The sequence below is a fragment of the Streptomyces sp. NPDC055013 genome, assembly GCF_053608645.1.
Genome location: NZ_JBSGVW010000048.1, coordinates 30074 through 51365, shown reverse-complemented (window position 1 = coordinate 51365; position 21292 = coordinate 30074). Strand labels below are relative to the sequence as shown.

Sequence of the window (21292 nt, the reverse complement as noted above, 5' to 3'; positions counted from 1 at the left end):
AGCGGTGACGGGGTGAGCCTCAGACCCCGCCGGTCCCCGGCACGGGAAACGCCCCGGTGGCCCGCCGCGTGATCTCGCCGTACACCTCGGGGTCCGTCGTGTACTCGCCGAGCACGCACGTCTTGCGGCTGCCGTGGTAGTCGCTGGAGCCGGTCGTCAGCAGCCCGAGCTCCTTGGCGAGCCCGCGCAGCCGCGCCCGCGTGTCGGGGTCGTGGTCCATGTGGTCGACCTCTATGCCGTCGAGCCCGGCCGCCGCCAGGTCCGCGATGGCGGACTCCGGCACCGTGCGGCCCCGCTTGCTCGCGGCGGGGTGCGCGAAGACGGCGACGCCGCCCGCGGCCTTGATCAGCCGGATCGCCTCGAACGGGTCGGTCTCGTGCTTCTCCACGAAGGCCCGGCCGCCGTCGGCGAGCCAGTCCTCGGTGAAGGCGTCGCCCACGCTCGGCACGACTCCCAGCTCGACCAGCGCGGAGGCGACGTGCGGCCGCCCGACCGAGCCCTCACCGGCGATCCGCAGCACCTGTTCCCAGGTGACGGGCACCCCCAGCTCGTTGAGCTTGGCGACCATGCCCTGAGCCCGGGGCACCCGGTCGTCGCGCACCAGCTCCCGCTCGGCGAGCAGCGCCGGCTCCTCGGGGTCGAAGAGGTAGGCCAGCATGTGCATGCTGATCCCGTCGATACGGCAGGACAGCTCGGCGCCGGTGACGAGGGTGAGCCCCTCCGGCAGCGCGGCGATGGCCTCGGCGTATCCGCGGGTGCTGTCGTGATCGGTGAGCGCCACGACGTCCAGTCCGGCCGCGGCGGCGCCCAGCACCAGCTCGGCGGGGGTGTCCGTGCCGTCGGAAGCGGTGGAGTGGGTGTGCAGATCGATACGCACGACACGAACTCCATTCACTGACGGCACGGAAGGGGACGCTCAAGGATAACCAGGTTTTCAACGACCCTTTGTCACACCCGCACAGCCCGAGCACCCCCTACGGGCAACGCCCTGAAGGGGCGCGGGGAACTGCGCGATCAACCACGAACCCACCCGCGGCCGCGGACCGTCCTCGGCCACCCGAACTCTTGGGCGCGTCACGGCCCGGCCCAGCGGAGCGCTACGGCTCGAGCAAGCGCGGCGACAACGCCCCGCAGGGCACCAGCTCCACCTCGGCCCCCGCGTCCCGCAGATCCGTCAGGACCAGCTCGTCGTACATGAGCAACCCCGACTGCTCGGGCCACGCGACCGCCCACAGCCACATCCCGAGCGCCTCACCCGCGAAGACGGCGCGGTCGTCGGGGGCGCCGGTGACATGCCACAGCGGGGTCGGCCGGCCGGCGGCGAGGACCTTGGCCTGGGGTGGCTTCTCGACGTTCATGTACGGCCCGGGGTCCGGACCGTCGATGCCCGCGTAGCGCGCGCCGAGACCGACGCCGAGTTCCTCGGCGACCAGGATCAGCTCACCCATGCCGCCCAGCGGACCGGGTCCGGAGCAGGCCACGGCGGTCGCACGGCCGCCACTGCGGTCGTCGCCCGCGCTGGCGACGCCTGTGAACAGCCAGCCGATCGGCAGCGGCCACGGCATCCACACCGGCACATGCGTGCGATGCACGACCACACCGAGGGCCTCGACGCTGGGCGGGATCACGGGCTGCACCGGATGCACGGTGCCGTGCACATCGCACTGCCAGGTGTCGGCGAAGAGTCCGGGAGCCCTGACCCGGCCACCACACTTCGGGCAACTGGGTTCGCCCCTCATAGGCCCCCACGGTCCTACCCCTTCTGCGCCACGTCAAGGACGATCACCCGTCCGGACGGAACCCGTGCCGATCCAATATAGATGTAGCTTGCATTAATTAGACTAGCTAACATACTCTGTGCATCGGCCACCTACCTCAGTGCGGATTGGAGAACGCAATGGACCCCTTCGACGCGGGAACGGGCAGCATCCTGCGGCAGCCGAGGGCCGTGTGGGCGACCGCCGGCGCTTCCGTGGTGGCCTTCATGGGCATCGGGCTCGTCGACCCGATCCTGCCGTCCATCGCCGGCGGCCTGCACGCCACCGCCGGTCAGGTCTCCCTGCTCTTCACCTCGTACTTCCTCATCACCGCCGTGGCGATGCTGGTCACCGGATTCGTCTCCAGCCGCATCGGCGGCCGCAAGACCCTGCTGCTCGGCCTCGCGTTCGTGATCGTCTTCGCCGGGCTCGCGGGCACGTCCGGATCGGTCGGCGAGCTGGTCGGGTTCCGGGCGGGCTGGGGGCTCGGCAACGCGCTCTTCGTGTCGACGGCCCTCGCCGTCATCGTCGGCGCGGCAGCCGGCGGCAGCGCGGCTGCGATCCTGCTGTACGAGTCCGCCCTCGGCCTCGGCATGGCATGCGGGCCGCTGCTGGGCGCGCTGCTCGGGGACGCCAGCTGGCGCTACCCGTTCTTCGGTACGGCCGCGCTGATGGCGGTCGGCTTCCTGTGCATCGCGGCGTTCCTGAAGGAACAGCCGAAGCCGGCCCGCAAGACCTCGCTGCTGGACCCGATCAGGGCCCTCGGCCACGGCGGCCTGGCGTCCGCGGCGGTCTCGGCGTTCTTCTACAACTACACGTTCTTCACCGTGCTGGCCTTCACACCGTTCGTGCTGAACATGAGCCCGTACCGGTCGGGCGCGGTGTTCTTCGCCTGGGGTCTGCTGCTCGCCGTGTTCTCGGTGATCGTGGCCCCGCGCCTGCAGAAGCGGTTCGGCTCGCTGAAGGTGCTCGGCGGCTCGCTGGTGCTGCTGGCCGTGGACGTGCTCGTCCTCGGCTACGGCGACCACACCACCGCCGTCGTCTGCACGATCCTGTCCGGCGCGTTCATCGGCGTGAACAACACCGTCTACACGGAGCTGGCGCTCGGCGTCTCCGACGCGCCCCGCCCCGTGGCGAGCGCGGGCTACAACTTCGTACGGTGGTTCGCCGCGGCGGCCGCACCCTATTTCGCGCCGAGGATCGAGGAGTGGTCCGGCAGTCTCCGCATCCCGTTCGTCGTGGCGGCCGTCACAGCCGTGCTGGGCTCACTCGTGGTCGTCGTACGGCGGAAGTCGCTGGCGCACGAAGCCGAGGAGCTGGCCCCGGCGCACGCCACCGAGGACAGCGTGACCGTGTTCGCCAACTGACGTGTTTCCGCCACCGGTTGGTGAGGTTGCTCACGCGGTGTCAGTCCAGCGGGACGGATGTTCGGGCGGGATCCCGGAGGTCCGTCCCGTTCGTCAGCCAGCGCTCCTGGAGGGCCTGGGCGCCGTGCACCCGCTTCCACGCGGCCTCGTTCGGGGTCATGGGGAGCAGCGGCAGGAAGTGCACCGGGTCGGCGGGCTCGTCGAGTTCCAGGTCGTCGACCAGGCCGCCCGGCTCGGCGACGAGGACCGAGGTGAACGGGGCACCCGGCCAGAGCGGGTCACCGACGTCCAGCGAGGCACCCGGAGCCACGATCACGCCCTCGACCTGCGGGGACGCGGCGAGCACGGCGAGCGGGCGGAGCACCTTGTCGGTGTCGGCGAGCCCGGAGCGGACCGAGAGCACCAGCTCGGCGCGGGGGCCCTTGACCGGATCGGCGACCATCGCGTTGGGGTCGTTCATGGGATGCGCGGACATGCCGAGTGTGGCGTAGCGCACGAGGTCTCCCTCCTGGAAGCGGAGCACCTCCATGCGGTCCGTACCGAGGAAGGTGACCGCCGCGCGTGCGTCCGGTTCGCCCAGCGCGGAGCGCAACCGGGCCTCGACCAGAGGGAGAACATCAGCCATGAGCCGAGCATAGAACTCGTCAGTACCGGGCAAAGGAGCGCCTTGACACTTCAGTCGGCTGATACTCTTGCCCGGTGTTCGGGACGGCATGCAGAAGCTTCGCGATCGAGTCCTGACACCGAATTGAGACTCCCCTACGGGGAACCCCGAACGGGGTATGGATCGTCCCTCACGAGGGACCGGCCGGAGGAGGTGGGGCTGTCATGGATCGAAGTCGACCGTGCAGTACCACTCGCTCTTCCCGCCGCTGATGTAGCTGATTCGGCTGTTCCGCCTCCGGCTGACCGCCGCCTTTCATGCTCGCGTCCTCACACGGAAGAGCACTTCGTTTCGCTTTGCCTGATCTGTCTGATCTGAATCAGCAACGAAGCCCATCACCGCGACGGTGCGGTGCTCCCCGCTTTGTGGACGTGCCAAACATCCTGAAGTCAGGACGTCCCCATTCCGGGTAGTTCCAACCGTGCTGCGGCCCCCCACGCTTCGTTGCCCGTTGCGAAGGAGCTTGCTCATGTCGATGATCCGCGACCTGCGCGCCGTGGTCCGCCCGTCCCGCGTCTCGCTGCGCAAGGACACCGGCACGTACGACACCACCCGCGACCCCGCGACGCCCTCCGCCGTCGTCGACTGCGCCGTCTACCGCAACGGCGCCCGCGTCGAGACCCCGCAGCCGCTGACCCCGCACGAGGCGATGCGCCGGGTACGGCGGGACGGAGGGTTCGTGTGGATCGGGCTGCACGAGCCGACCGAGGCCGAATTCGCCGGTATCGCCAGTGAGTTCGGGCTGCACCCACTGGCCGTCGAGGACGCGGTGCAGGCACACCAGCGCCCCAAGCTGGAGCGCTACGACGACTCGCTGTTCACCGTCTTCAAGACCATCCACTACGTCGAGCACGACGAACTCACCGCCAACAGCGAGGTCGTCGAGACCGGCGAGGTCATGTGCTTCACCGGCCGGGACTTCTTCATCACCGTCCGGCACGGCGGGCAGGGCTCGCTGCGGGCGCTGCGCCACCGGCTGCAGGACGACCCCGAGCTGCTCGCCAAGGGCCCGTCGGCCGTGCTGCACGCGATCGCCGACCACGTCGTCGACGGGTACATCGCCGTCGCCGACGCGGTGCAGGACGACATCGACGAGGTGGAGACCGAGGTCTTCTCGCCGGGGCGCAAGGGCACGCCGCGCGGCACGGACGCGGGGCGGATCTACCAACTCAAGCGCGAGGTACTTGAGTTCAAGCGCGCCGTGTCGCCGCTGCTGCGGCCCATGCAGCTGCTGAGCGAGCGGCCGATGCGGCTGATCGACCCGGACATCCAGAAGTACTTCCGGGATGTCGCCGACCATGTCGCGCGCGTGCACGAGCAGGTCATCGGCTTCGACGAGCTCCTCAACTCGATCCTCCAGGCCAACCTCGCGCAGGCGTCCGTGGCGCAGAACGAGGACATGCGGAAGATCACCTCGTGGGCCGCGATCATCGCCGTACCGACGATGGTGTGCGGGGTCTACGGCATGAACTTCGACTACATGCCGGAGACGCACTGGAAGTACGGCTACCCGGTGATCATGAGCATCACGGTGGCCATCTGCCTGGGCATCCACCGCACGCTGAAGCGCAACGGATGGCTCTGAGCGGCCCGATCCGGCGCCCCCGACCGGGCCGCAGTCGCCTGGATAGGCTTGGGCCATGACAAGCGAGCTGCTCGACCAGGCCCTCGTCGAGGAGGCCACGAAGAAGTCCGGCCTCATCTGGGTCAGGGGACCCGGCACCCCGGCCCGGGCTCTGTGGCACGCGTGGCACGAGGGTGCGGCGTGCGTGGTCGGCGACGGGCCGGGCGAGCAGCCGCTGCCGGGGCTGGCCGACGCGGCCGAGGCCGAGGTGACGGTCCGCAGCAAGGACAAGGGGGGCCGGCTGGTCTCCTGGTCGGCGAAGGTCGTGGAGCTGGCGCCGGGCTCCGAGCAGTGGGAGGCGACGGTCGCCGAGCTGAAGGGCAAGCGCCTCAACGCGCCCGACGGTGAGGCCATGCCGGCCCGCTGGGCCCGCGAGTGCCGGGTGCTGCGCCTGGAGCCGACGGGAGGCACCGCCCCGCTGCCGGACGGCTCACTGGCCGAAGCCCCCTTGCCGTCCCCCGCGACGACACGTGAGCCGATCCCCGCGGGGCTGCCGCGGCTGCTGCTGAAGAAGAAGCGGCGCCGCTAGGCGGCCGCTGCCCGGCCGGGCGGGTCACTGAGCAGGACGGTTACCGGGCAGCGCCGTCAAGACGTCGGCAGCTGCTTGCCGTAGTCCACCGTCTCGTCCTTGGCCGGCTTCTCCAGCGGGAAGTCCTTGCCCCAGGCCGAGAAGGTCAAGGTGCCGCCGCCGCCCGCGCGGGTGAGGCGAAGCGGGTAGGGGGTGCCCTCCAGGGAGACGTCGAGGGTGCCGCCGGCGCCCTTGTCGCCGGTGATGCGGATGATGCGGGTGCCCTCCTGCTCGTGGTGCCCGTCGGTGGCGAGAGCGCCGTGGAGCGTCAACAGGCCGTCGAGCAGGACACCCTTGTCCGTGAAGCCGCTGAACTTCTTGTACGACGGATCCCCCTCCGGCACCCTCACGTACTTGCCGTTCAGCTTGTCCGCCGCCGCGTCGGTCTTGGCGCCGTCCGCATCGCTCCAGAACCCGGCGTCGGCCTTCAGATACAGCTGCTCACCGATCCGCAGCAGCTGGAAGGTGGCCCCCTGGGCGGTGACCGACCCCGTCCCGCCGTCGGACTTCAGCTGCATGTCGAGCTTGTAGGTGCGCCCGCTGGTGACCACGCTCCCGGCGAGGCGGACCGCTTCGGCGGAGTCGGCGGCCTTGCGGGTCTTGCGCTGGATCTCGGCGGCCGGCAGCTTGCCGACCCCGTTGGTGCCCTCGTCCGGGTCCTCACTACTGCATCCCGTCAGTCCGGCTCCCGACACGACCAGCGCGCACACGGCGCTCAGCATCGCGGCCCGGCGAATACGACCCTGAGGAATCGCAGGCACAGGTGGGGCTGCCTTTCTGTTGTGGGACCCGAGCGGCGTACCGCAGCGTACCGGGGTGTCAGGGCCCAGGCGGAGCCAGTCCGTCCGGACTGCTCACCAGGGCGTATCGGATCCGGACGGGCTAGCCTGAAGCCCACCCGAGCGGGCAATTCGGGTATGCGGCACAGTCCACGAACAGGCAAGCGCAACGACAGGCAAAGGAGCCTCAGCAATGGCAGCCGGCGCTCCCCGGATCTTCGTCTCGCACCTCGCCGACGTCGCCGCGTTCGACCCGAACGGCGACCAGGTGGGCCGGGTCCGCGATCTGGTCGTCATGCTGCGCGTCGGCCGGCGCCCGCCACGCCTGCTCGGCCTCGTCGTCGAACTCTCCACCCGGCGCCGCATCTTCCTGCCCATGACCCGCGTCACCAGCATCGAGTCCGGCCAGATCATCACCACCGGCGTGCTCAACGTCCGCCGCTTCGAGCAGCGCCCCACCGAGCGCCTCGTCTTCGGCGAGCTGCTCGACCGGCGCGTCACCCTCGTCGAGACCGGCGAGGAGGTCACCGTCCTCGATCTGTCGGTCGGGCAGCTGCCGGCCCGCCGGGACTGGGAGATCGACAAGGTGTTCGTCCGCAAGGGCGGCCGCAGCGGCGCCTTCCGGCGGGCCAGGGGCGAGTCGCTGACCGTCGAGTGGTCCGCCGTCACCGGATTCACCCTGGAGGAGAAGGGACAGGGCGCCGAGAGCCTCCTCGCCACCTTCGAGCAGCTGCGGCCGGCCGACCTCGCCAACGTGCTGCACCACCTCTCCCCCAAGCGCCGTGCCGAGGTCGCCGCGGCCCTCGACGACGACCGCCTCGCCGACGTTCTCGAAGAACTCCCCGAGGACGACCAGATCGAGATCCTCGGCAAGCTGAAGGAGGAGCGCGCCGCCGACGTCCTGGAGGCCATGGACCCGGACGACGCGGCCGACCTGCTCGGTGAGCTGCCGGAGGACGACAAGGAGCGGCTGCTGAGCCTGATGCAGCCCGCCGACGCGGCCGACATGCGCCGTCTGATGGCGTACGAGGAGCACACGGCCGGCGGTCTGATGACGACCGAGCCGGTCATCCTGCGCCCCGACGCCACCGTCGCCGACGCCCTCGCCCGGGTCCGCAACCCCGACCTGTCCCCCGCCCTGGCCGCCCAGGTCTACGTCTGCCGACCGCCCGACGAGACCCCGACCGGCAAGTACCTCGGCACGGTCCACTTCCAGCGGCTGCTGCGCGACCCGCCGTACACGCTGGTCAGCTCGATGGTCGACGAGGCTCTGGAGGCTCTGGACCCGGACGCGGAGCTGCCGGTCGTCGCCGGGTTCTTCGCGACGTACGACATGGTCGCGGCGCCCGTCGTCGACGAGTCCGGGTCGCTGCTGGGCGTGGTGACCGTGGACGACGTACTGGACCACATGCTGCCCGACGACTGGCGGGAGACGGAGTTCCACCTGGACGAGGGCGCCGGCGAGGGGGTGACGGTGCATGGCTCCTGAACGCGAGGGCACGCGCGAGCGCGTCGTGTCGGGCGCCACCGCGACCACCCGGGCGCCCCGTACCCGCCTCGACCAACCCCGCCCGCCGCGCCGCCGGATCCTGCCCGAGTGGGATCCGGAGGCCTTCGGACGGCTGTCGGAGCGCGTCGCCCGCTTCATCGGCACCGGACGGTTCCTCGTCTGGATGACGATCGTGATCATCGTGTGGGTGCTGTGGAACATCGCCGCACCCGGCGATCTGCGGTTCGACGAGTACCCGTTCATCTTCCTGACGCTGGCCCTGTCCCTGCAGGCCTCCTACGCCGCCCCGCTGATCCTGCTCGCGCAGAACCGGCAGGACGACCGCGACCGGGTCAACCTGGAGCAGGACCGCAAGCAGAACGAGCGGTCGATCGCCGACACCGAGTACCTGACCCGCGAGATCGCCGCGCTGCGCATCGGCCTGGGCGAGGTGGCCACGCGCGACTGGATGCGCTCGGAGCTGCAGGACCTGCTGAAGGACCTGGACGAGCGGGGCAACGGTCACCGGCACGGCGGTCACCGCGAGCGCGGAGTATTCCCGGCAGATCGGTCTCCGGGACGTGACGTAGACGACCGCTGACGGGCTTACCGGGGCATGGCTACCGCGCCGTACCATCGTCCTATGGCTACGGAAGACGCGGTGCGCGAAGCGCTGGCGACGGTGAACGACCCCGAGATCAACCGCCCCATCACCGAACTGGGGATGGTCAAGTCGGTGGAGATCGGTGCGGACGGTGCGGTCGCGGTCACCGTGTACCTGACGGTCTCCGGCTGCCCGATGCGCGAGACGATCACCCAGCGCGTGACGGACGCCGTCTCCCGCGTCGAGGGCGTCACCCGCGTCGACGTCACGCTCGACGTCATGAGCGACGAGCAGCGCAAGGAACTGGCGAACGCCCTGCGCGGCGGCACCGCCGAGCGCGAGGTCCCCTTCGCCAAGCCGGGCTCGCTGACCCGCGTGTACGCGGTCGCCTCCGGCAAGGGCGGCGTCGGCAAGTCGTCCGTGACGGTCAACCTGGCGGCGGCGATGGCGGCCGACGGCCTCAAGGTGGGCGTCGTGGACGCCGACATCTACGGCCACAGCGTGCCGCGCATGCTGGGCGCGGACGGGCGTCCGACCCAGGTCGAGAACATGATCATGCCGCCGTCCGCGAACGGCGTGAAGGTCATCTCCATCGGCATGTTCACGCCGGGCAACGCCCCGGTGGTCTGGCGCGGCCCGATGCTGCACCGTGCGCTCCAGCAGTTCCTGGCGGACGTGTACTGGGGCGACCTGGACGTCCTGCTCCTGGACCTTCCCCCGGGCACGGGCGACATCGCCATCTCGGTGGCCCAACTGGTCCCGAACGCGGAGATCCTCGTCGTCACCACGCCTCAGCAGGCGGCCGCCGAGGTCGCCGAGCGGGCCGGCTCCATCGCCGTCCAGACCCACCAGAAGATCGTCGGCGTGGTCGAGAACATGTCCGGCCTGCCCTGCCCGCACTGCGACGAGATGGTCGACGTCTTCGGCACCGGCGGCGGCCAGGTGGTCGCCGAGGGCCTCACCCGCACGACCGGCACGAACGTCCCGGTCCTCGGCAACATCCCCATCGACGTCCGCCTGCGCGAAGGCGGCGACGAGGGCAAGCCGGTCGTCCTGACGGACCCGGACTCCCCGGCCGGCTCGGCCCTGCGCGCGATCGCGGGGAAGCTGGGAGGCCGCCAGCGCGGCCTTTCGGGCATGTCGCTGGGGATCACGCCGCGCAACAAGTTCTGAGACCTGTACGACGATGGGGGCGCCGTCTCACCGGACGGCGCCCCCATCGTCGTAACTGCGTCTCGCGGCAGGCCGAGGCCTAGGCGTACGCCGAGATGTCCTTGATCATGGCGAAGCCCAGCCCGTACGCGCTCATGCCCCGCCCGTACGCCCCCACGTGCACGCCCTCCTGAGTGGAGCCGGCCAGCACCCAGCCGAACTCGGACTCCCGGTAGTGGAAGGGCGTGGGCACCCCGTCCACCGGCAGGGACAGCGTCGACCAGTCCGAACCCTCGAGGTCGTCCGCGAGGGCCCACGCCGTCTCCGTCTGCTGCTCCAGCCAGTCGTCGCGCAGCGTGTGGTCCATCTGGCCCGGCCAGGTGAAGGACAGCAGCCCCACCCCCGCGAGCCACGCCGCCGAGGACACCGATGTGGCCTCCAGCAGCCCCGTACCGTCGGCGCTGTGCCGGGACGGGTTCGCCGCGACGGTCACGACCACCGCGAACTTCTCCCGGTCCTCCGTCGCCTCGTTCCGTACGGAGGGCTCGTCGCCGTGTCCGGTCGAGCCGTGTTCCACGGATCCGTCGGCCGCCATGCCGACCTGCATCAGCCAGCGCGGCCCCGTGAAGGCCTCATCGAGGCCGTACCACGGGAAGGGCGCCAACAGGTAGCCGTCGACCGTGCGCCGGGCGGAGGGGACCTGCTGTCCGCTCTCCGCGGCCGCCTGCGCGACTGCCCGACTCGTCGTCTGACTCGTCGTCTCCATGTGCCCGGACGCCTCCTCGTTCTCGCCGGACCAGCCCGGCCCGCCCCCCTTCGGGCGTACTCGTCCGGTCCGCACAACAACTCGGCAGCATAGCCACACCGCTCCGAACAGCAGTGAAACCGCCCGGCGCGTGGGGCGCACAGAGGGCGGGTTCAGGCCGTGCACGACCCGAGCGGAGTATGAGAAGCGTCACGTACGAGCGGTGTCCCGCCCGCGTGTTCGTACGGGTCAGGTGGCGTCCGCGTCGTAGGGCGGGCGCTCGTCGCGGGGGTTCTCGGGCTTCTTCGTCATGTCGATCGCGCCGCCTGCGGAACCCGAGGTTCCCGAGGCGGAGGACGACGAGGACGATTCCGCGTCACGGCCGTGGACGGCGTCGGTGACCTCGGCCATTTCCTTCTTCAGGTCGAAGCCGTTGCGGATCTCCTTCAGCCCCAGCTCGTCGTTGTCCATCTGCTTGCGGATGAACGTCTTGGGGTTGAGGTCCTCGAATTCGAAGTCCTTGAACTCCGGGCCCAGTTCCTGCCGGATGTCCTGCTTGGCACTCTCCGAGAACTCGCGGATCTTGCGAATCGTCCGCGTGGCGTCCTGGATGAGCTTCGGGAGCTTGTCCGGACCGAAGACGAGCACGGCGAGGACAATGAGCGTCACCAGCTCGAGCGGTCCTATGTCATTGAACACCTGAAGCTCCTTGCGATGTCCTCGGTCGGCTCCACGGTACCCGGCGATCCGCTACGACCGGTACTGTCCCGAGGCCTCCGAATGCGTGTGGGCGTGCGGTTTTCCGGGTTGTTTGCCTTGTCAGGACCCGTGTGGGTGGTGACACGGGTCACGCTGAGAGGTTTCTGTGAGTCTCGGCCCCGCTCAGCCGCCGCTCGACGAGCCCAGCGTCAGCGAGATCGAGATCTCCTTTCCGCCGCGCTCCAAGGTCAGCTGCAGCCGGTCGCCGGGGCGGTGGGCGCGGGTCCTGACGATGAGTTCCTCACCGGAGTGGACGCGCTGGCCGTTGACCTCGGTGATGACGTCGCCCGACTTGATGCCGGCCTTGGCGCCGGGGCCGCCGCCGGTGACCGCGGGACCGCCGTCGCTGCCCTTGGCTCCGACGCGGGCTCCGTCGCCGGTGTAGTCCATGTCGAGCGTGACCCCGATGACGGGGTGGGTCGCCCTGCCCGTGTTGATCAGCTCCTCGGCGACGCGCTTGGCCTGGTTGACCGGGATGGCGAAGCCGAGGCCGATGGAGCCGGCCTGGCCGCCGTCGAGGTCGGAGCCGCTGTCGGCGGAACGGATCGCGGAGTTGATGCCGACGACACGGCCCTGGGCGTCGAGGAGCGGGCCGCCGGAGTTGCCGGGGTTGATGGGCGCGTCGGTCTGCAAGGCGTCGACGTACGACACGTCGCTCCCGTCGCCGCTCTCACCGCCGGCCGTGATCGGCCGCTCCTTGGCGCTGACAATGCCGGAGGTGACCGTGCCCGCCAGGTCGAACGGGGCGCCGATGGCCACGACAGGGTCGCCGACCTGGACGTTGTCGGAGTTGCCGAGCGGCAGGGGGGCGAGGTCGCTGCCGCCGGTGACCTTGACGACGGCGAGGTCGTAGCCGCCGTCCCGTCCGACGACGGTGGCCTTCGCGGTGTCGCCGCTGTGGAAGGTCACGGATATCTCGCCGTCATCGCCCGCGGGTTCGACGACGTGGTTGTTGGTGAGGATGTGACCGCGATCGTCGAGCACGAACCCGGTGCCGGTGCCCTGCTCCTCGCTGCCGCTCACATGCAGCGTCACGACACTCGGCAGGGCACGCGCGGCGATCCCCGCGACACTGTCCGGCGCCCGCCCGGCGGACTCACTGCCTGCCTGCGGCAGTTCCACGTCCCCCACGCCCCCGGTGCGCTCCAGATACGCCCCCACGGCACCACCGACCCCACCGGACACGAGGGCGAGCAACAGGGCACCGACGAGGAGCGCCTGCCTCCCGCGCCTGCGGCTCGGCTCACCGATGACGCCTGCGACGCCGTTCTGCTGGAGGGAGGCGGTGGGGTGGGGCGTGCGGGACCAGGGGTCGTAGTTCTGCCAGGGATTGGCGGGGGCTGGGGTGTCCGCCGCCGGGGCCGCCGGGGCCGGGGCGGCCTGGCTGGCTGTGCCGGGCACCGAAGGTGGTGTCCGGGCGGGGATGGCGGGCGGCGCCGCCGTGACGGTTGCGCTGAGGGCCGGGGTCGGCGCGGGGGTGGGTTCGGTGACGGACGGGGGCGGGGGTACCGGAGGCGCGGGTGCGGTGTGCGCTGCGGCCTCGGTGCCGGTCGCCGGGGCGGGTGCACCGGGCGCGGGCATCGGCACGCCGTGCGCCGGCGGGGCTGGGGGCGGTACGGCCGTCCCGTGCGCGGGCGTGGTCGCCGGGTGCTGGACGGGCGGAGCGGGCGCCCAGGGGCCGGGCTCGCCGTAGGGCGGGGTGCTGTAGGGGTCGGGGTCGTGCAGGGGCTTGGGGCGCTCGGTGTCGTCAGCAGCTCCGACTGCCGTGACCGTCACGTCGGCGTCCGGGACGGACACGAGTGCTCCGGTCGGCCGCGCCAGCTCGAAGTCCCCTTCAGTCGAAGCCGCGTCGCCGTCACCGTCACCGTCGCCGTCCACGCGCGCAACAGGCCGGGCCAGTACGAAGTCCGTCTCGGCGGAAGCCCCGTCGTCGCCACTGCCGCTCACCGCAGGCCGAAGCTCGAAGTCCCCCTCCGTCGAGGCCCCGTCGTCGACTGCTGCCTCCACGGGCCGCGCCAGCTCGAAGTCGCCCTCGGCCGAAGTCCCACCACGCCCGTCGCTCGCCGCAGGCCGCGCCAGCTCGAAGTCCCCGTCGGTGTCGGCGCCGTGGCCCCGTGCACCGGCATCTCCGGCAGCCCCGGCCGGTCTCGCCGGCTCGCTGAAGTCCTCCGGCGTCGGAGCCGCCCCCGCCTGCTCGGCCGAAGGCCCCTGCGGTCGAGGTCGGTTCCACCACTTCGCCTTCGCGGGCTTCCCCTCGTTCATGCTCTGCTTCCTGCTCACTGCTGACCCGATGCTCGAATAGGCCGCTCCGCTCCTGGCCGCATCCGAACGGACACGGCCGGCGTCCGGCTGGGCAGCCTCAGCCGATCGGTCGCCACCCCGCAGCCCATGTGCCGGCTGTCCAAGGAACCCGGCCCGAACGGTGCCGCGCCAACGGCAGCGGCTACATGCGATCCCTGGCTTCCCGGCAGGCCGCCACCGGGGCGTCCCGGCGCCCGAATGCCTACACGACTCTGCGCTGTCGCACTCAGGTTCCCCCCAGGAAACCGGCGACTTCGTGCTACCCCCCATCCGGCACGCGGCGTCAACGGCGGCCGCAGTCCATCCACTCCACGCCCGGCCCACAGGCACGACGCGCGGCCCACCCTGGATTCAATCAGGTTCGTGGGCCGCTGCGCAGAGGCCGGGTCAGCGGCCGGTGGCCGGAGGGGCGGAGGGGGATGAGGTCACGTCGGGCAGGGGTGCGGTGAGCAGGTCGGGGGCAGCCGTGATCGCGGCGGTCGTGGCCCACGAGGTCAGGGCGAGCGGCGGGGTCGCGCTGAGCGGGCGTATCAGCGGGGACATGGCGGCCGCGCCGGCCACCACGGGCGCGGCGAGGGTGTGTATGTCCGCGTCGGCGGGCTGGGCCGCCATGCCGGGCAGGAGGGGAGCCGCGACCTCGGTCGGGGCCACGGGGGTGTCGGGCGTCTGCGCGCCCTGACCCTGCGCCAGCAGGGGGCCCACGGCGCGGCGGCGCTGGTTCTCCGGTGTCGTCGTGGCGCCCGTGCCCTGGGTCCGCGTCGGCGTCACGTTGCTGCCGGCCCCCGAGCCGCCGCGCGCTTCCGCGTCGGTCGGCGCGCTGGTCGTGACGCCGCCCAGCGAGATGGCCGCCAGCGACACCGCGCCCGCCGCGACCAACGCGAACCTCATACGGGAGGAAGCGCGATCGGCGTCATGACGGCCCACGGGGTGGGTGCGGAAGCCGCGGTCGGAGGCGGGGAGCGCCGGTACGGCGTGCGAACGCGACGGGACGTATCCGAACTCGAAGCGGTCCTCCCGGTTCACTCCGAAGGCCCCGGCGCCCGGCCGTCCGGACAGTCCGCCGAACCCTCCCCCGCCCAGCGGCGAGCCGCCGCCGTCCAGGTCACCTCCCCCGGGGAGGCCCTGAAGACGGGCCAGGAAACTCTCGGAGGGAGGCGGCGGGGCCGCCTCCGCGAAGACGTTCTTCAGTCGGCGCTGGGCGTCGGCCTCCGACTTGCACCTGGCGCAGGTCGCCAGGTGGGCCAGGACGCGCTCGCGCGTCTCATGACCGAGCTCTCCGTCGACGAGCGCGGAGAGTCGGTCGCCAAGGTGCTGCTCGGCGAGGAGCCGTTCGGCGGGGTTGGGTCGAGTGCCACTCACGCGGTCGCGCCCCCTCCCCCCAGTGCAGGCACGCGCGGCACGAAGGAGCGGCGCTCGGCACGCGCCTCCGGCGAACGGTGCGCGAGGGCCTTGCGCAGCTGGGAACGGCCACGGTGGATACGGGACCGGACGGTGCCGAGCTTGACGCCGAGGGTCGCGGCGATCTCCTCGTACGACAGTCCTTCGATGTCGCACAGGACGACCGCGGCGCGGAACTCGGGCGCGAGCGTGTCGAGGGCCTGCTGGACGTCGGCGTCGAAGTGCGCGTCGTTGAAGACCTGCTGGGGCGTGGGCTCCTTGCTGGGCAGCCGCTCGGCGGCGTCGTCGCCCAGCGCGTCGAAGCGGATGCGCTGCTTGCGACGGACCATGTCCAGGAAGAGGTTGGTGGTGATGCGGTGCAGCCAGCCCTCGAAGGTGCCCGGCGTGTACGTCGACAGGGAGCGGAAGACGCGGACGAAGACCTCCTGCGTCAGGTCCTCGGCGTCGTGCTGGTTGCCGGTGAGGCGGTACGCCAGGCGGTAGACGCGGCCGCTGTGCGTGCTGACGATCTCCTCCCAGGTGGGCGGAGTCCACGCCTGCCCGTCCGCGTCGGTGGAGAAGGTCGCGGTCTGGGCGTAGTCGTCGGCGTGGCTGTGGTCAGCGGTGTCGTTCACGGATTTCGGCCTACCCGCCGATCCGAGAAAGCGCCGGAGCACTCCTCCCCGATCCACAGGCGCAGCCGCACCTCCCCTATCGGCTCTGGTGGTGTCCAGTGGAGCCCCTACCATAGCCACCTCGCCCGTTAGCTCCGGATAAGCGGTTTTACGAGAATTTGATCTGGGCTGACACGGCTGGTGCGCCTGCGTCAGCACTTGCTCTCGGCCCTGCTCGTCGTCGTGATCCAACTGTGTCCCCCCGCTCGTCTTCCCACCCCTCTAAACGCGCGGTCCCATCTGCGGGTTCCCGGCCGCAACGGATACAGTCACGCCCAGGCAACCACGGGGACAGGAGAGGCTCATTACCGGCAACCGGCAGACGAGCTGGGCGTTCGCCGACGCCTACGTCGCCGAGGACGACGTCCTGCGCTGGGCCCGTGACCGGGCCCGTGAAGCGGGGCTGCGCTCGGTGTCGCCCGGCACGGGTGCCGCGCTGCGGATGCTCGCCGCCACCGTGGACGCCAAGGCGGTCGCGGAGATCGGCACCGGTACCGGCGTCTCCGGCATCCACCTCCTGCACGGTATGCGTCCGGACGGCGTGCTGACCACGGTCGACCCGGAGCCCGAGCACCAGCAGTTCGCCCGCCAGGCCTTCCGGGCCGCGGGCTTCGCCAGCAACCGCGCCCGCTTCATCCCGGGCCGCGCCCTGGACGTCCTGCCCCGCCTCGCCGACGCCGGTTACGACCTCGTCTTCTGCGACGGCGACCGGCTGGAGTTCCTCGACTATCTCGCTGAATCGTTGCGCCTGCTGCGTGCGGGCGGCCTCGTCGTGTTCGAGGGCGTGTTCGCCAACGGCCGCACGGTCGACTCGGGCCCGCAGCCCACCGAGGTCATACGGATCCGGGAGCTGCTGCGCGCGGTGCGCGAGAGCCAGGAACTGGTGCCGTCGCTGCTGCCGGTGGGCGACGGGCTGCTGTGCGCGGTCAAGCGCTGACCGCCTGACCGGCCGCCACGCAGGCCTTGTCCCTGCCGGGAATAGCCACCGGACCTACCGGGAAGACTGGCGGACGAGCCGGGGAAAATCGCAGACGTACCGGGAAAACCAGCGACCCCGGCACCATGTGCGATGCCGGGGTCGCCGAAAGGGTAGGGTCGCTGCCGCGTCAGCCGACGACCTTCTTGAGGGCATCGCCGAGCGCGTCGGCCTCGTCCGGGGTCAGCTCGACGACGAGCCGACCGCCGCCTTCGAGCGGAACGCGCATGACGATGCCCCGCCCCTCCTTGGTCACCTCGAGCGGGCCATCGCCCGTTCGCGGCTTCATGGCCGCCATGCTCGTTCCCCTTCCTGAAACCAGCTCATCGTCAAAGCCGACGGCCCCATGGAGGGCACGCGCGTCAGATAGGGGACACGCGACACCGGCATCGAACACATTGCTTCCAAGCCATTATCCCGCATCTCAGGACCCGATGACCAACATCAGTCGGCATCGCTTGGGCAACGCGCGCGAGCAAAACCACTCAATTCGGCGATGTGACTGCGATACTGCTCCGCCGCACGCGCTTCGGCCGAACGGAACGGGACGTAAATTCTTTGACGCAGGTCACACGTCCGGTCGGGGCCGTTGTCAGTGATCTCCGCCATGCTGTCCTTCAGACAGGTGCGTACCGACGAGTACGCCCGAGCCGTCACACCGGAGGGGATACGCCATGGCCGACACCGTGCTCTACGAGGTGAGCGAGGGGCTCGCGACGATCACGCTGAACCGCCCCGAGGCGATGAACGCGCTGAACGTCGAGACCAAGGTCGCCCTGCGGGACGCGGTCCAGGCTGCTGCGGGCGACGACGCCGTTCGCGCCGTGCTGCTGACCGCGGCCGGGGAGCGGGCGTTCTGCGTGGGGCAGGACCTCAAGGAGCACATCGGGTTGCTGATGTCGGACCGGGAGACCGGGTCGGGGCAGACGATGAGCACCGTGCGGGAGCACTACAACCCGATCGTGCGGGCACTGGCCGGGATGTCGAAGCCGGTGGTGGCCGGGGTGAACGGCGTCGCTGCCGGGGCCGGCTTCGGGTTCGCGCTCGCTGCGGACTATCGGGTGGTGGCGGACACGGCGGCCTTCAACACGTCCTTCGCGGGGGTCGCGCTGACCGCCGACTCCGGGATCTCGTGGACGCTGCCGCGGGTCGTCGGACCGGGCCGCGCGGCCGACCTGCTGCTCTTCCCGCGCAACATCAAGGCTCAGGAGGCGTACGAGCTGGGGATCGCGAACCGGCTGGTGCCCGCCGCGGAGCTGCGGGCCGAGGCCGAGAAGGTTGCGCGGGCCCTCGCCGAGGGGCCGACGGTTGCTTACGGGGCGCTCAAGGAGGCGGTGGCGTTCGGGCTGTCGCACTCGCTCGAGGAGACCCTGGAGAAGGAGGACGACCTGCAGACGCGGGCCGGGTCTTCCGAGGACCATGCGATCGCGGTGCAGGCCTTCGTCAACAAGGAGAAGCCGAAGTACCTGGGCCGCTGACGTCGGGACGGTAGCGCCGTCGGGGACCGCGGGCCCGTGGGGGCCGGTCGCGCCCACGCGGCGGAGCCGCACATCGATGCGGCCCCGCGCTCCTAGACGGCGCTTCTCGCGACGCAGGTCTCCAAGTGATCGTCGACCAAACCGCACGCCTGCATCAACGCGTAGGCCGTCGTCGGTCCCACGAAGCGCAGGCCCCTCTTCTTCAGGGCCTTGGACAGGGCCGTCGACTCCGGAGTGACCGCCGGGACGTCCGCCAAGGTCTTCGGGGCCGGGCGGGTGGCCGGGTCGGGGGCGTGGGACCAGATCAGGTCGTCCAGGTCGCCGGGGGTCCACTCGGCCAGCGCGCGTGCGTTGGCCATGGTCGCGTCGATCTTCGCGCGGTTGCGGATGATGCCCGCGTCCGCGAGGAGGCGGTCCCTGTCGGCGTCCGTGAAGGTCGCGACCTTGGCGATCTCGAAGTCCGCGAAGGCGGCGCGGAAGCCCTCACGCCGCCGCAGGATCGTGATCCAGGACAGGCCCGACTGGAAGGCCTCCAGGCTGAGGCGTTCGTAGAGGGCGTCGTCGCCGTGGACCGGGCGGCCCCACTCCTGGTCGTGATACGTCACGTAGTCCGGGGTGGACAGGGCCCAGGGGCAGCGCAGGGCACCGTCCGGGCCGGCGAGGGCCGTGCCGTCACTCACTGCTGGTCCTCCTGGGAGGGCTTGTCCATCGACACATGGCCGGCCGAGGCCTGCGCGCCGGACAGCGCGGACTCCAGGTCGGCGATGCGGGCGTCGCGCTCGGCGAGCTCGGCACCGAGGCGGCTGAGGGCGTCGTCGACGTCGGCCATGCGGTAGCCGCGTGCGGCGAGCGGGAAGCGGAGGGTCTCGATGTCCGCGCGGTCGAGCGGGCGGTCCGGCGGCAGCAGATCCTGCAGACGCTCGGGCGCCGCCTCGGGCAGCGGGCCGTCGCTCTCGCCGCCGCCCACCACGGCGAGTGTCACCGCGGCGACCACGACGGCCAGCGCGACGACCAGGAACAAGAACATAACCATCGCTGCGGCCCCCACGGTCGGTTTATGCGAGCGGTCGAGTGTGTCAGGGTCCGATCGTGCCATGCGACTCTGACAGCTAGGGTCGCAGGCGGCCCAAAGGGCGGTACGTACCAGGACACACAAGGAGAGGTCACAGGGGATGCTCAGGCTGGGCAGGCGTGAGTTCGACACGCACGAGCCGGTGATCATGGCGATCGTGAACCGGACCCCGGACTCCTTCTACGACCAAGGGGCGACGTTCCGCGACGAGCCCGCCCTCGCGCGCGTGGAGCAGGCCGTGGCGGAGGGGGCGGCCATCATCGACATCGGTGGGGTCAAGGCCGGGCCCGGCGAAGAGGTGACGGCCGAGGAGGAGGCGCGGCGGACGGTCGGGTTCGTGGCCGAGGTGCGGCGGCGCTTTCCGGATGTCGTGATCAGCGTCGACACCTGGCGGGCCTCCGTCGGGGCGGCGGTGTGCGAGGCCGGGGCGGATCTGCTGAACGACGCGTGGGGTGGCGTGGATCCGGAGCTGGCGGAGGTCGCCGCTCGGTACGGGGCGGGGCTGGTGTGTACGCATGCCGGGGGTGCGGAGCCTCGTACTCGGCCGCATCGGGTGACGTACGACGACGTCATGGCGGACATTCTGCGGGTGACCGTGGGGCTGGCCGAGCGGGCGTTGGCGCTGGGGGTGCCGCGGGAGTCGATCCTGATCGATCCGGGGCACGACTTCGGGAAGAGCACGCGGCACAGTCTTGAGGCGACACGGCGGCTCGGGGAGATGGTGGAGACGGGCTGGCCCGTGCTGGTGTCGCTGTCCAACAAGGACTTTGTCGGGGAGACGTTGGACAGGCCGGTGAAGGAGCGGGTGGTGGGGACGTTGGCCACGACCGCGGTGTCGGCGTGGTTGGGGGCGCAGGTGTATCGGGTGCACGAGGTGGCGGAGACGCGGCAGGTGTTGGACATGGTGGCGTCGATCGCGGGGTGGCGGGCTCCGGCGGTGGCGCGGCGGGGCTTGGCATAGCGTTCCCGCCCCCGCCGCCCGCACCCCTCAAGTCCCGCCTCTCGGGGGACCGGGACGGGTGATGGGTGGGCAAGGGGCCTCGCCCACCCACTCGTACCCGCCCGGGACGACGGCTGAAGCCCGGCGCTAGCGCCCCGCCTCCTTCGAGACCAGCGCCACCGCCTCGTCCACGTCATCCGTGACGTGGAACAGGAGCAGGTCCTTCTCCGAGGCCTTGCCCTGGGCCACCAGGGTGTTCTTCAGCCAGTCCACCAGGCCACCCCAGTACTCGGTGCCGAAGAGGACGATCGGGAAGCGGGTGACCTTCTGGGTCTGGACGAGGGTGAGGGCCTCGAAGAGTTCGTCGAGGGTGCCGAGGCCGCCGGGGAGGACCACGAAGCCCTGGGCGTACTTGACGAACATCATCTTGCGGACGAAGAAGTACCGGAAGTTCAGGCCGATGTCGACGTAAGGGTTGAGCCCCTGCTCGAAGGGGAGCTCGATACCGAGGCCGACCGAGACGCCCTTCGCCTCGCAGGCGCCCTTGTTCGCCGCTTCCATGGCACCGGGGCCACCGCCGGTGATCACCGCGAAGCCGGCCTCGACCAGGCCCCGGCCGAGGCGGACCCCGGCGTCGTACTCGGGAGAGTCGGCCGGTGTGCGGGCGGAGCCGAACACGCTGATCGCGGGCGGGAGTTCGGCGAGGGTGCCGAAGCCCTCGATGAACTCCGACTGGATGCGCAGGACTCGCCAGGGGTCCGTGTGGACCCAGTCGGAGGGCCCGCCCGCATCCAGCAGGCGCTGGTCGGTCGTGCTCGCCGTCACCTGGCCCCGCCTGCGGATCACCGGTCCCAGACGCTGCTCCGACGGTGGCTGCTTCTTCCCCTCGGGGTTGCCTGTAGCCATGTACGCTCCCTCCGCTGCGGGGCCTGCGGTCTTGCAGGTCGTGCAGATGTTGCAGGTCTT

General features: G+C 70.9%; 23 protein-coding genes. 9 read left to right on the top strand and 14 right to left on the bottom strand.

The features are described from left to right. Positions 1-19: 19 nt before the first annotated feature. Both ACWGDB_RS37880 and ACWGDB_RS37875 read right to left on the bottom strand, forming a co-directional pair. Positions 20-877: a PHP domain-containing protein gene (locus tag ACWGDB_RS37880; RefSeq protein ID WP_453826607.1), complete on the bottom strand. Its 858-nt coding sequence runs from the start codon at positions 875-877 to the stop codon at positions 20-22. Between the two features lie 220 nt (positions 878-1097). Next, complete coding sequence (locus ACWGDB_RS37875) at positions 1098-1739, bottom strand: DUF6758 family protein (RefSeq protein WP_453826606.1); 642 nt, start codon at positions 1737-1739, stop codon at positions 1098-1100. A gap of 158 nt (positions 1740-1897) precedes the next feature. Between ACWGDB_RS37875 and ACWGDB_RS37870 the strand changes: the two genes are divergently transcribed. Beyond that, positions 1898-3124, top strand: a complete 1227-nt coding sequence (locus tag ACWGDB_RS37870) for an MFS transporter (RefSeq protein ID WP_453826605.1) — start codon at positions 1898-1900, stop codon at positions 3122-3124. A 40-nt stretch (positions 3125-3164) separates the two neighbouring features. Here the strand turns inward: ACWGDB_RS37870 and ACWGDB_RS37865 are convergent, their stop codons facing one another. Further along, positions 3165-3749: a suppressor of fused domain protein gene (locus ACWGDB_RS37865; protein ID WP_453826604.1), complete on the bottom strand. Its 585-nt coding sequence runs from the start codon at positions 3747-3749 to the stop codon at positions 3165-3167. Between the two features lie 508 nt (positions 3750-4257). Between ACWGDB_RS37865 and ACWGDB_RS37860 the strand changes: the two genes are divergently transcribed. After that, entirely contained in the window at positions 4258-5373 is a 1116-nt protein-coding gene (locus ACWGDB_RS37860; protein WP_383603153.1) for a magnesium and cobalt transport protein CorA, read from the top strand. 55 nt (positions 5374-5428) lie between these two features. Then, entirely contained in the window at positions 5429-5941 is a 513-nt protein-coding gene (locus ACWGDB_RS37855) for a hypothetical protein (RefSeq protein ID WP_453826603.1), read from the top strand. A gap of 56 nt (positions 5942-5997) precedes the next feature. Here ACWGDB_RS37855 and ACWGDB_RS37850 read toward each other — a convergent pair whose 3' ends face one another. Next, positions 5998-6741, bottom strand: coding sequence for a hypothetical protein (locus ACWGDB_RS37850; RefSeq protein WP_383603159.1), 744 nt, complete (start codon positions 6739-6741; stop codon positions 5998-6000). 211 nt (positions 6742-6952) lie between these two features. On the opposite strand from ACWGDB_RS37850, the gene ACWGDB_RS37845 reads away from it, so the two are divergent. From ACWGDB_RS37845 to ACWGDB_RS37835, 3 genes are read left to right on the top strand one after another with little or no spacing between them, the layout of a single operon-like run. After that, positions 6953-8248, top strand: a complete 1296-nt coding sequence (locus ACWGDB_RS37845) for a magnesium transporter MgtE N-terminal domain-containing protein (protein ID WP_453826602.1) — start codon at positions 6953-6955, stop codon at positions 8246-8248. Then, positions 8238-8849, top strand: coding sequence for a DUF1003 domain-containing protein (locus ACWGDB_RS37840; RefSeq protein WP_453826601.1), 612 nt, complete (start codon positions 8238-8240; stop codon positions 8847-8849). Before ACWGDB_RS37845 ends, ACWGDB_RS37840 begins: the two co-directional genes overlap by 11 nt. Positions 8850-8891: 42 nt before the next feature. Then, positions 8892-10025 (top strand): Mrp/NBP35 family ATP-binding protein, encoded by a 1134-nt coding sequence (locus ACWGDB_RS37835; RefSeq protein ID WP_453826600.1) that lies wholly within the window; start codon positions 8892-8894, stop codon positions 10023-10025. Positions 10026-10104: 79 nt separating this feature from the next. Here ACWGDB_RS37835 and ACWGDB_RS37830 read toward each other — a convergent pair whose 3' ends face one another. The 5 genes from ACWGDB_RS37830 to sigE all read right to left on the bottom strand — a co-directional run bounded on the left by ACWGDB_RS37830 (position 10105) and on the right by sigE (position 15863). Next, on the bottom strand, positions 10105-10770 hold the full coding sequence (locus ACWGDB_RS37830; protein ID WP_453826599.1) for a hypothetical protein: 666 nt from the start codon (positions 10768-10770) through the stop codon (positions 10105-10107). Positions 10771-10998: 228 nt separating this feature from the next. Further along, entirely contained in the window at positions 10999-11448 is a 450-nt protein-coding gene (locus ACWGDB_RS37825) for a sec-independent translocase (protein ID WP_383628180.1), read from the bottom strand. A 183-nt stretch (positions 11449-11631) separates the two neighbouring features. After that, the gene (locus ACWGDB_RS37820; RefSeq protein WP_453826598.1) at positions 11632-13770 is read right to left on the bottom strand and encodes a S1C family serine protease; all 2139 of its coding nucleotides are present in this window, start codon (positions 13768-13770) and stop codon (positions 11632-11634) included. 426 nt (positions 13771-14196) lie between these two features. Then, positions 14197-15168, bottom strand: a complete 972-nt coding sequence (locus ACWGDB_RS37815) for an anti-sigma factor family protein (protein WP_453826597.1) — start codon at positions 15166-15168, stop codon at positions 14197-14199. Further along, positions 15165-15863: an RNA polymerase sigma factor SigE gene (gene sigE, locus ACWGDB_RS37810; protein ID WP_369273240.1), complete on the bottom strand. Its 699-nt coding sequence runs from the start codon at positions 15861-15863 to the stop codon at positions 15165-15167. The genes ACWGDB_RS37815 and sigE overlap by 4 nt, the downstream gene beginning before the upstream one ends. Positions 15864-16164: 301 nt before the next feature. On the opposite strand from sigE, the gene ACWGDB_RS37805 reads away from it, so the two are divergent. Then, positions 16165-16797, top strand: a complete 633-nt coding sequence (locus ACWGDB_RS37805; protein WP_453826612.1) for an O-methyltransferase — start codon at positions 16165-16167, stop codon at positions 16795-16797. A gap of 169 nt (positions 16798-16966) precedes the next feature. Here the strand turns inward: ACWGDB_RS37805 and ACWGDB_RS37800 are convergent, their stop codons facing one another. Together ACWGDB_RS37800 and ACWGDB_RS37795 are read right to left on the bottom strand one after the other, a co-directional pair. Then, a complete protein-coding gene (locus ACWGDB_RS37800; protein ID WP_003966491.1) occupies positions 16967-17134 on the bottom strand; it encodes a DUF3117 domain-containing protein in 168 nt (55 codons plus the stop codon). A gap of 146 nt (positions 17135-17280) precedes the next feature. Further along, positions 17281-17445 (bottom strand): hypothetical protein, encoded by a 165-nt coding sequence (locus ACWGDB_RS37795; protein ID WP_453826596.1) that lies wholly within the window; start codon positions 17443-17445, stop codon positions 17281-17283. Between the two features lie 65 nt (positions 17446-17510). Here ACWGDB_RS37795 and chcB point away from each other — a divergent pair, with 65 nt between their 5' ends. Beyond that, entirely contained in the window at positions 17511-18314 is an 804-nt protein-coding gene (gene chcB / locus ACWGDB_RS37790) for a 2-cyclohexenylcarbonyl CoA isomerase (protein WP_453826595.1), read from the top strand. 92 nt (positions 18315-18406) lie between these two features. On the opposite strand, the gene ACWGDB_RS37785 is transcribed toward chcB, so the two are convergent. Both ACWGDB_RS37785 and ACWGDB_RS37780 read right to left on the bottom strand, forming a co-directional pair. Further along, positions 18407-18994, bottom strand: coding sequence for a DNA-3-methyladenine glycosylase I (locus tag ACWGDB_RS37785; protein WP_453826594.1), 588 nt, complete (start codon positions 18992-18994; stop codon positions 18407-18409). Further along, positions 18991-19347, bottom strand: coding sequence for a DivIVA domain-containing protein (locus ACWGDB_RS37780; RefSeq protein ID WP_451173395.1), 357 nt, complete (start codon positions 19345-19347; stop codon positions 18991-18993). Before ACWGDB_RS37780 ends, ACWGDB_RS37785 begins: the two co-directional genes overlap by 4 nt. Positions 19348-19486: 139 nt before the next feature. On the opposite strand from ACWGDB_RS37780, the gene folP reads away from it, so the two are divergent. Further along, positions 19487-20347, top strand: coding sequence for a dihydropteroate synthase (gene folP / locus ACWGDB_RS37775; RefSeq protein WP_453826593.1), 861 nt, complete (start codon positions 19487-19489; stop codon positions 20345-20347). Between the two features lie 126 nt (positions 20348-20473). On the opposite strand, the gene ACWGDB_RS37770 is transcribed toward folP, so the two are convergent. Further along, the gene (locus tag ACWGDB_RS37770) at positions 20474-21232 is read right to left on the bottom strand and encodes an LOG family protein (protein ID WP_383628173.1); all 759 of its coding nucleotides are present in this window, start codon (positions 21230-21232) and stop codon (positions 20474-20476) included. Positions 21233-21292 lie beyond the last annotated feature (60 nt).

Excerpts from the sequence above, each read along its gene's own strand:
- ACWGDB_RS37875 (WP_453826606.1), bottom strand. The coding sequence starts at position 1,739 with ATGAGGGGCGAACCCAGTTGCCCGAAGTGTGGTGGCCGGGTCAGGGCT.
- ACWGDB_RS37870 (WP_453826605.1), top strand. The coding sequence starts at position 1,898 with ATGGACCCCTTCGACGCGGGAACGGGCAGCATCCTGCGGCAGCCGAGG.
- ACWGDB_RS37865 (WP_453826604.1), bottom strand. The coding sequence starts at position 3,749 with ATGGCTGATGTTCTCCCTCTGGTCGAGGCCCGGTTGCGCTCCGCGCTG.
- ACWGDB_RS37860 (WP_383603153.1), top strand. The coding sequence starts at position 4,258 with ATGTCGATGATCCGCGACCTGCGCGCCGTGGTCCGCCCGTCCCGCGTC.
- ACWGDB_RS37855 (WP_453826603.1), top strand. The coding sequence starts at position 5,429 with ATGACAAGCGAGCTGCTCGACCAGGCCCTCGTCGAGGAGGCCACGAAG.
- ACWGDB_RS37845 (WP_453826602.1), top strand. The coding sequence starts at position 6,953 with ATGGCAGCCGGCGCTCCCCGGATCTTCGTCTCGCACCTCGCCGACGTC.
- ACWGDB_RS37840 (WP_453826601.1), top strand. The coding sequence starts at position 8,238 with ATGGCTCCTGAACGCGAGGGCACGCGCGAGCGCGTCGTGTCGGGCGCC.
- ACWGDB_RS37835 (WP_453826600.1), top strand. The coding sequence starts at position 8,892 with ATGGCTACGGAAGACGCGGTGCGCGAAGCGCTGGCGACGGTGAACGAC.
- ACWGDB_RS37830 (WP_453826599.1), bottom strand. The coding sequence starts at position 10,770 with ATGGAGACGACGAGTCAGACGACGAGTCGGGCAGTCGCGCAGGCGGCC.
- ACWGDB_RS37820 (WP_453826598.1), bottom strand. The coding sequence starts at position 13,770 with ATGAACGAGGGGAAGCCCGCGAAGGCGAAGTGGTGGAACCGACCTCGA.
- ACWGDB_RS37800 (WP_003966491.1), bottom strand. The coding sequence starts at position 17,134 with ATGGCGGCCATGAAGCCGCGAACGGGCGATGGCCCGCTCGAGGTGACC.
- ACWGDB_RS37795 (WP_453826596.1), bottom strand. The coding sequence starts at position 17,445 with ATGGCGGAGATCACTGACAACGGCCCCGACCGGACGTGTGACCTGCGT.
- chcB (WP_453826595.1), top strand. The coding sequence starts at position 17,511 with ATGGCCGACACCGTGCTCTACGAGGTGAGCGAGGGGCTCGCGACGATC.
- ACWGDB_RS37780 (WP_451173395.1), bottom strand. The coding sequence starts at position 19,347 with ATGGTTATGTTCTTGTTCCTGGTCGTCGCGCTGGCCGTCGTGGTCGCC.
- folP (WP_453826593.1), top strand. The coding sequence starts at position 19,487 with ATGCTCAGGCTGGGCAGGCGTGAGTTCGACACGCACGAGCCGGTGATC.
- ACWGDB_RS37770 (WP_383628173.1), bottom strand. The coding sequence starts at position 21,232 with ATGGCTACAGGCAACCCCGAGGGGAAGAAGCAGCCACCGTCGGAGCAG.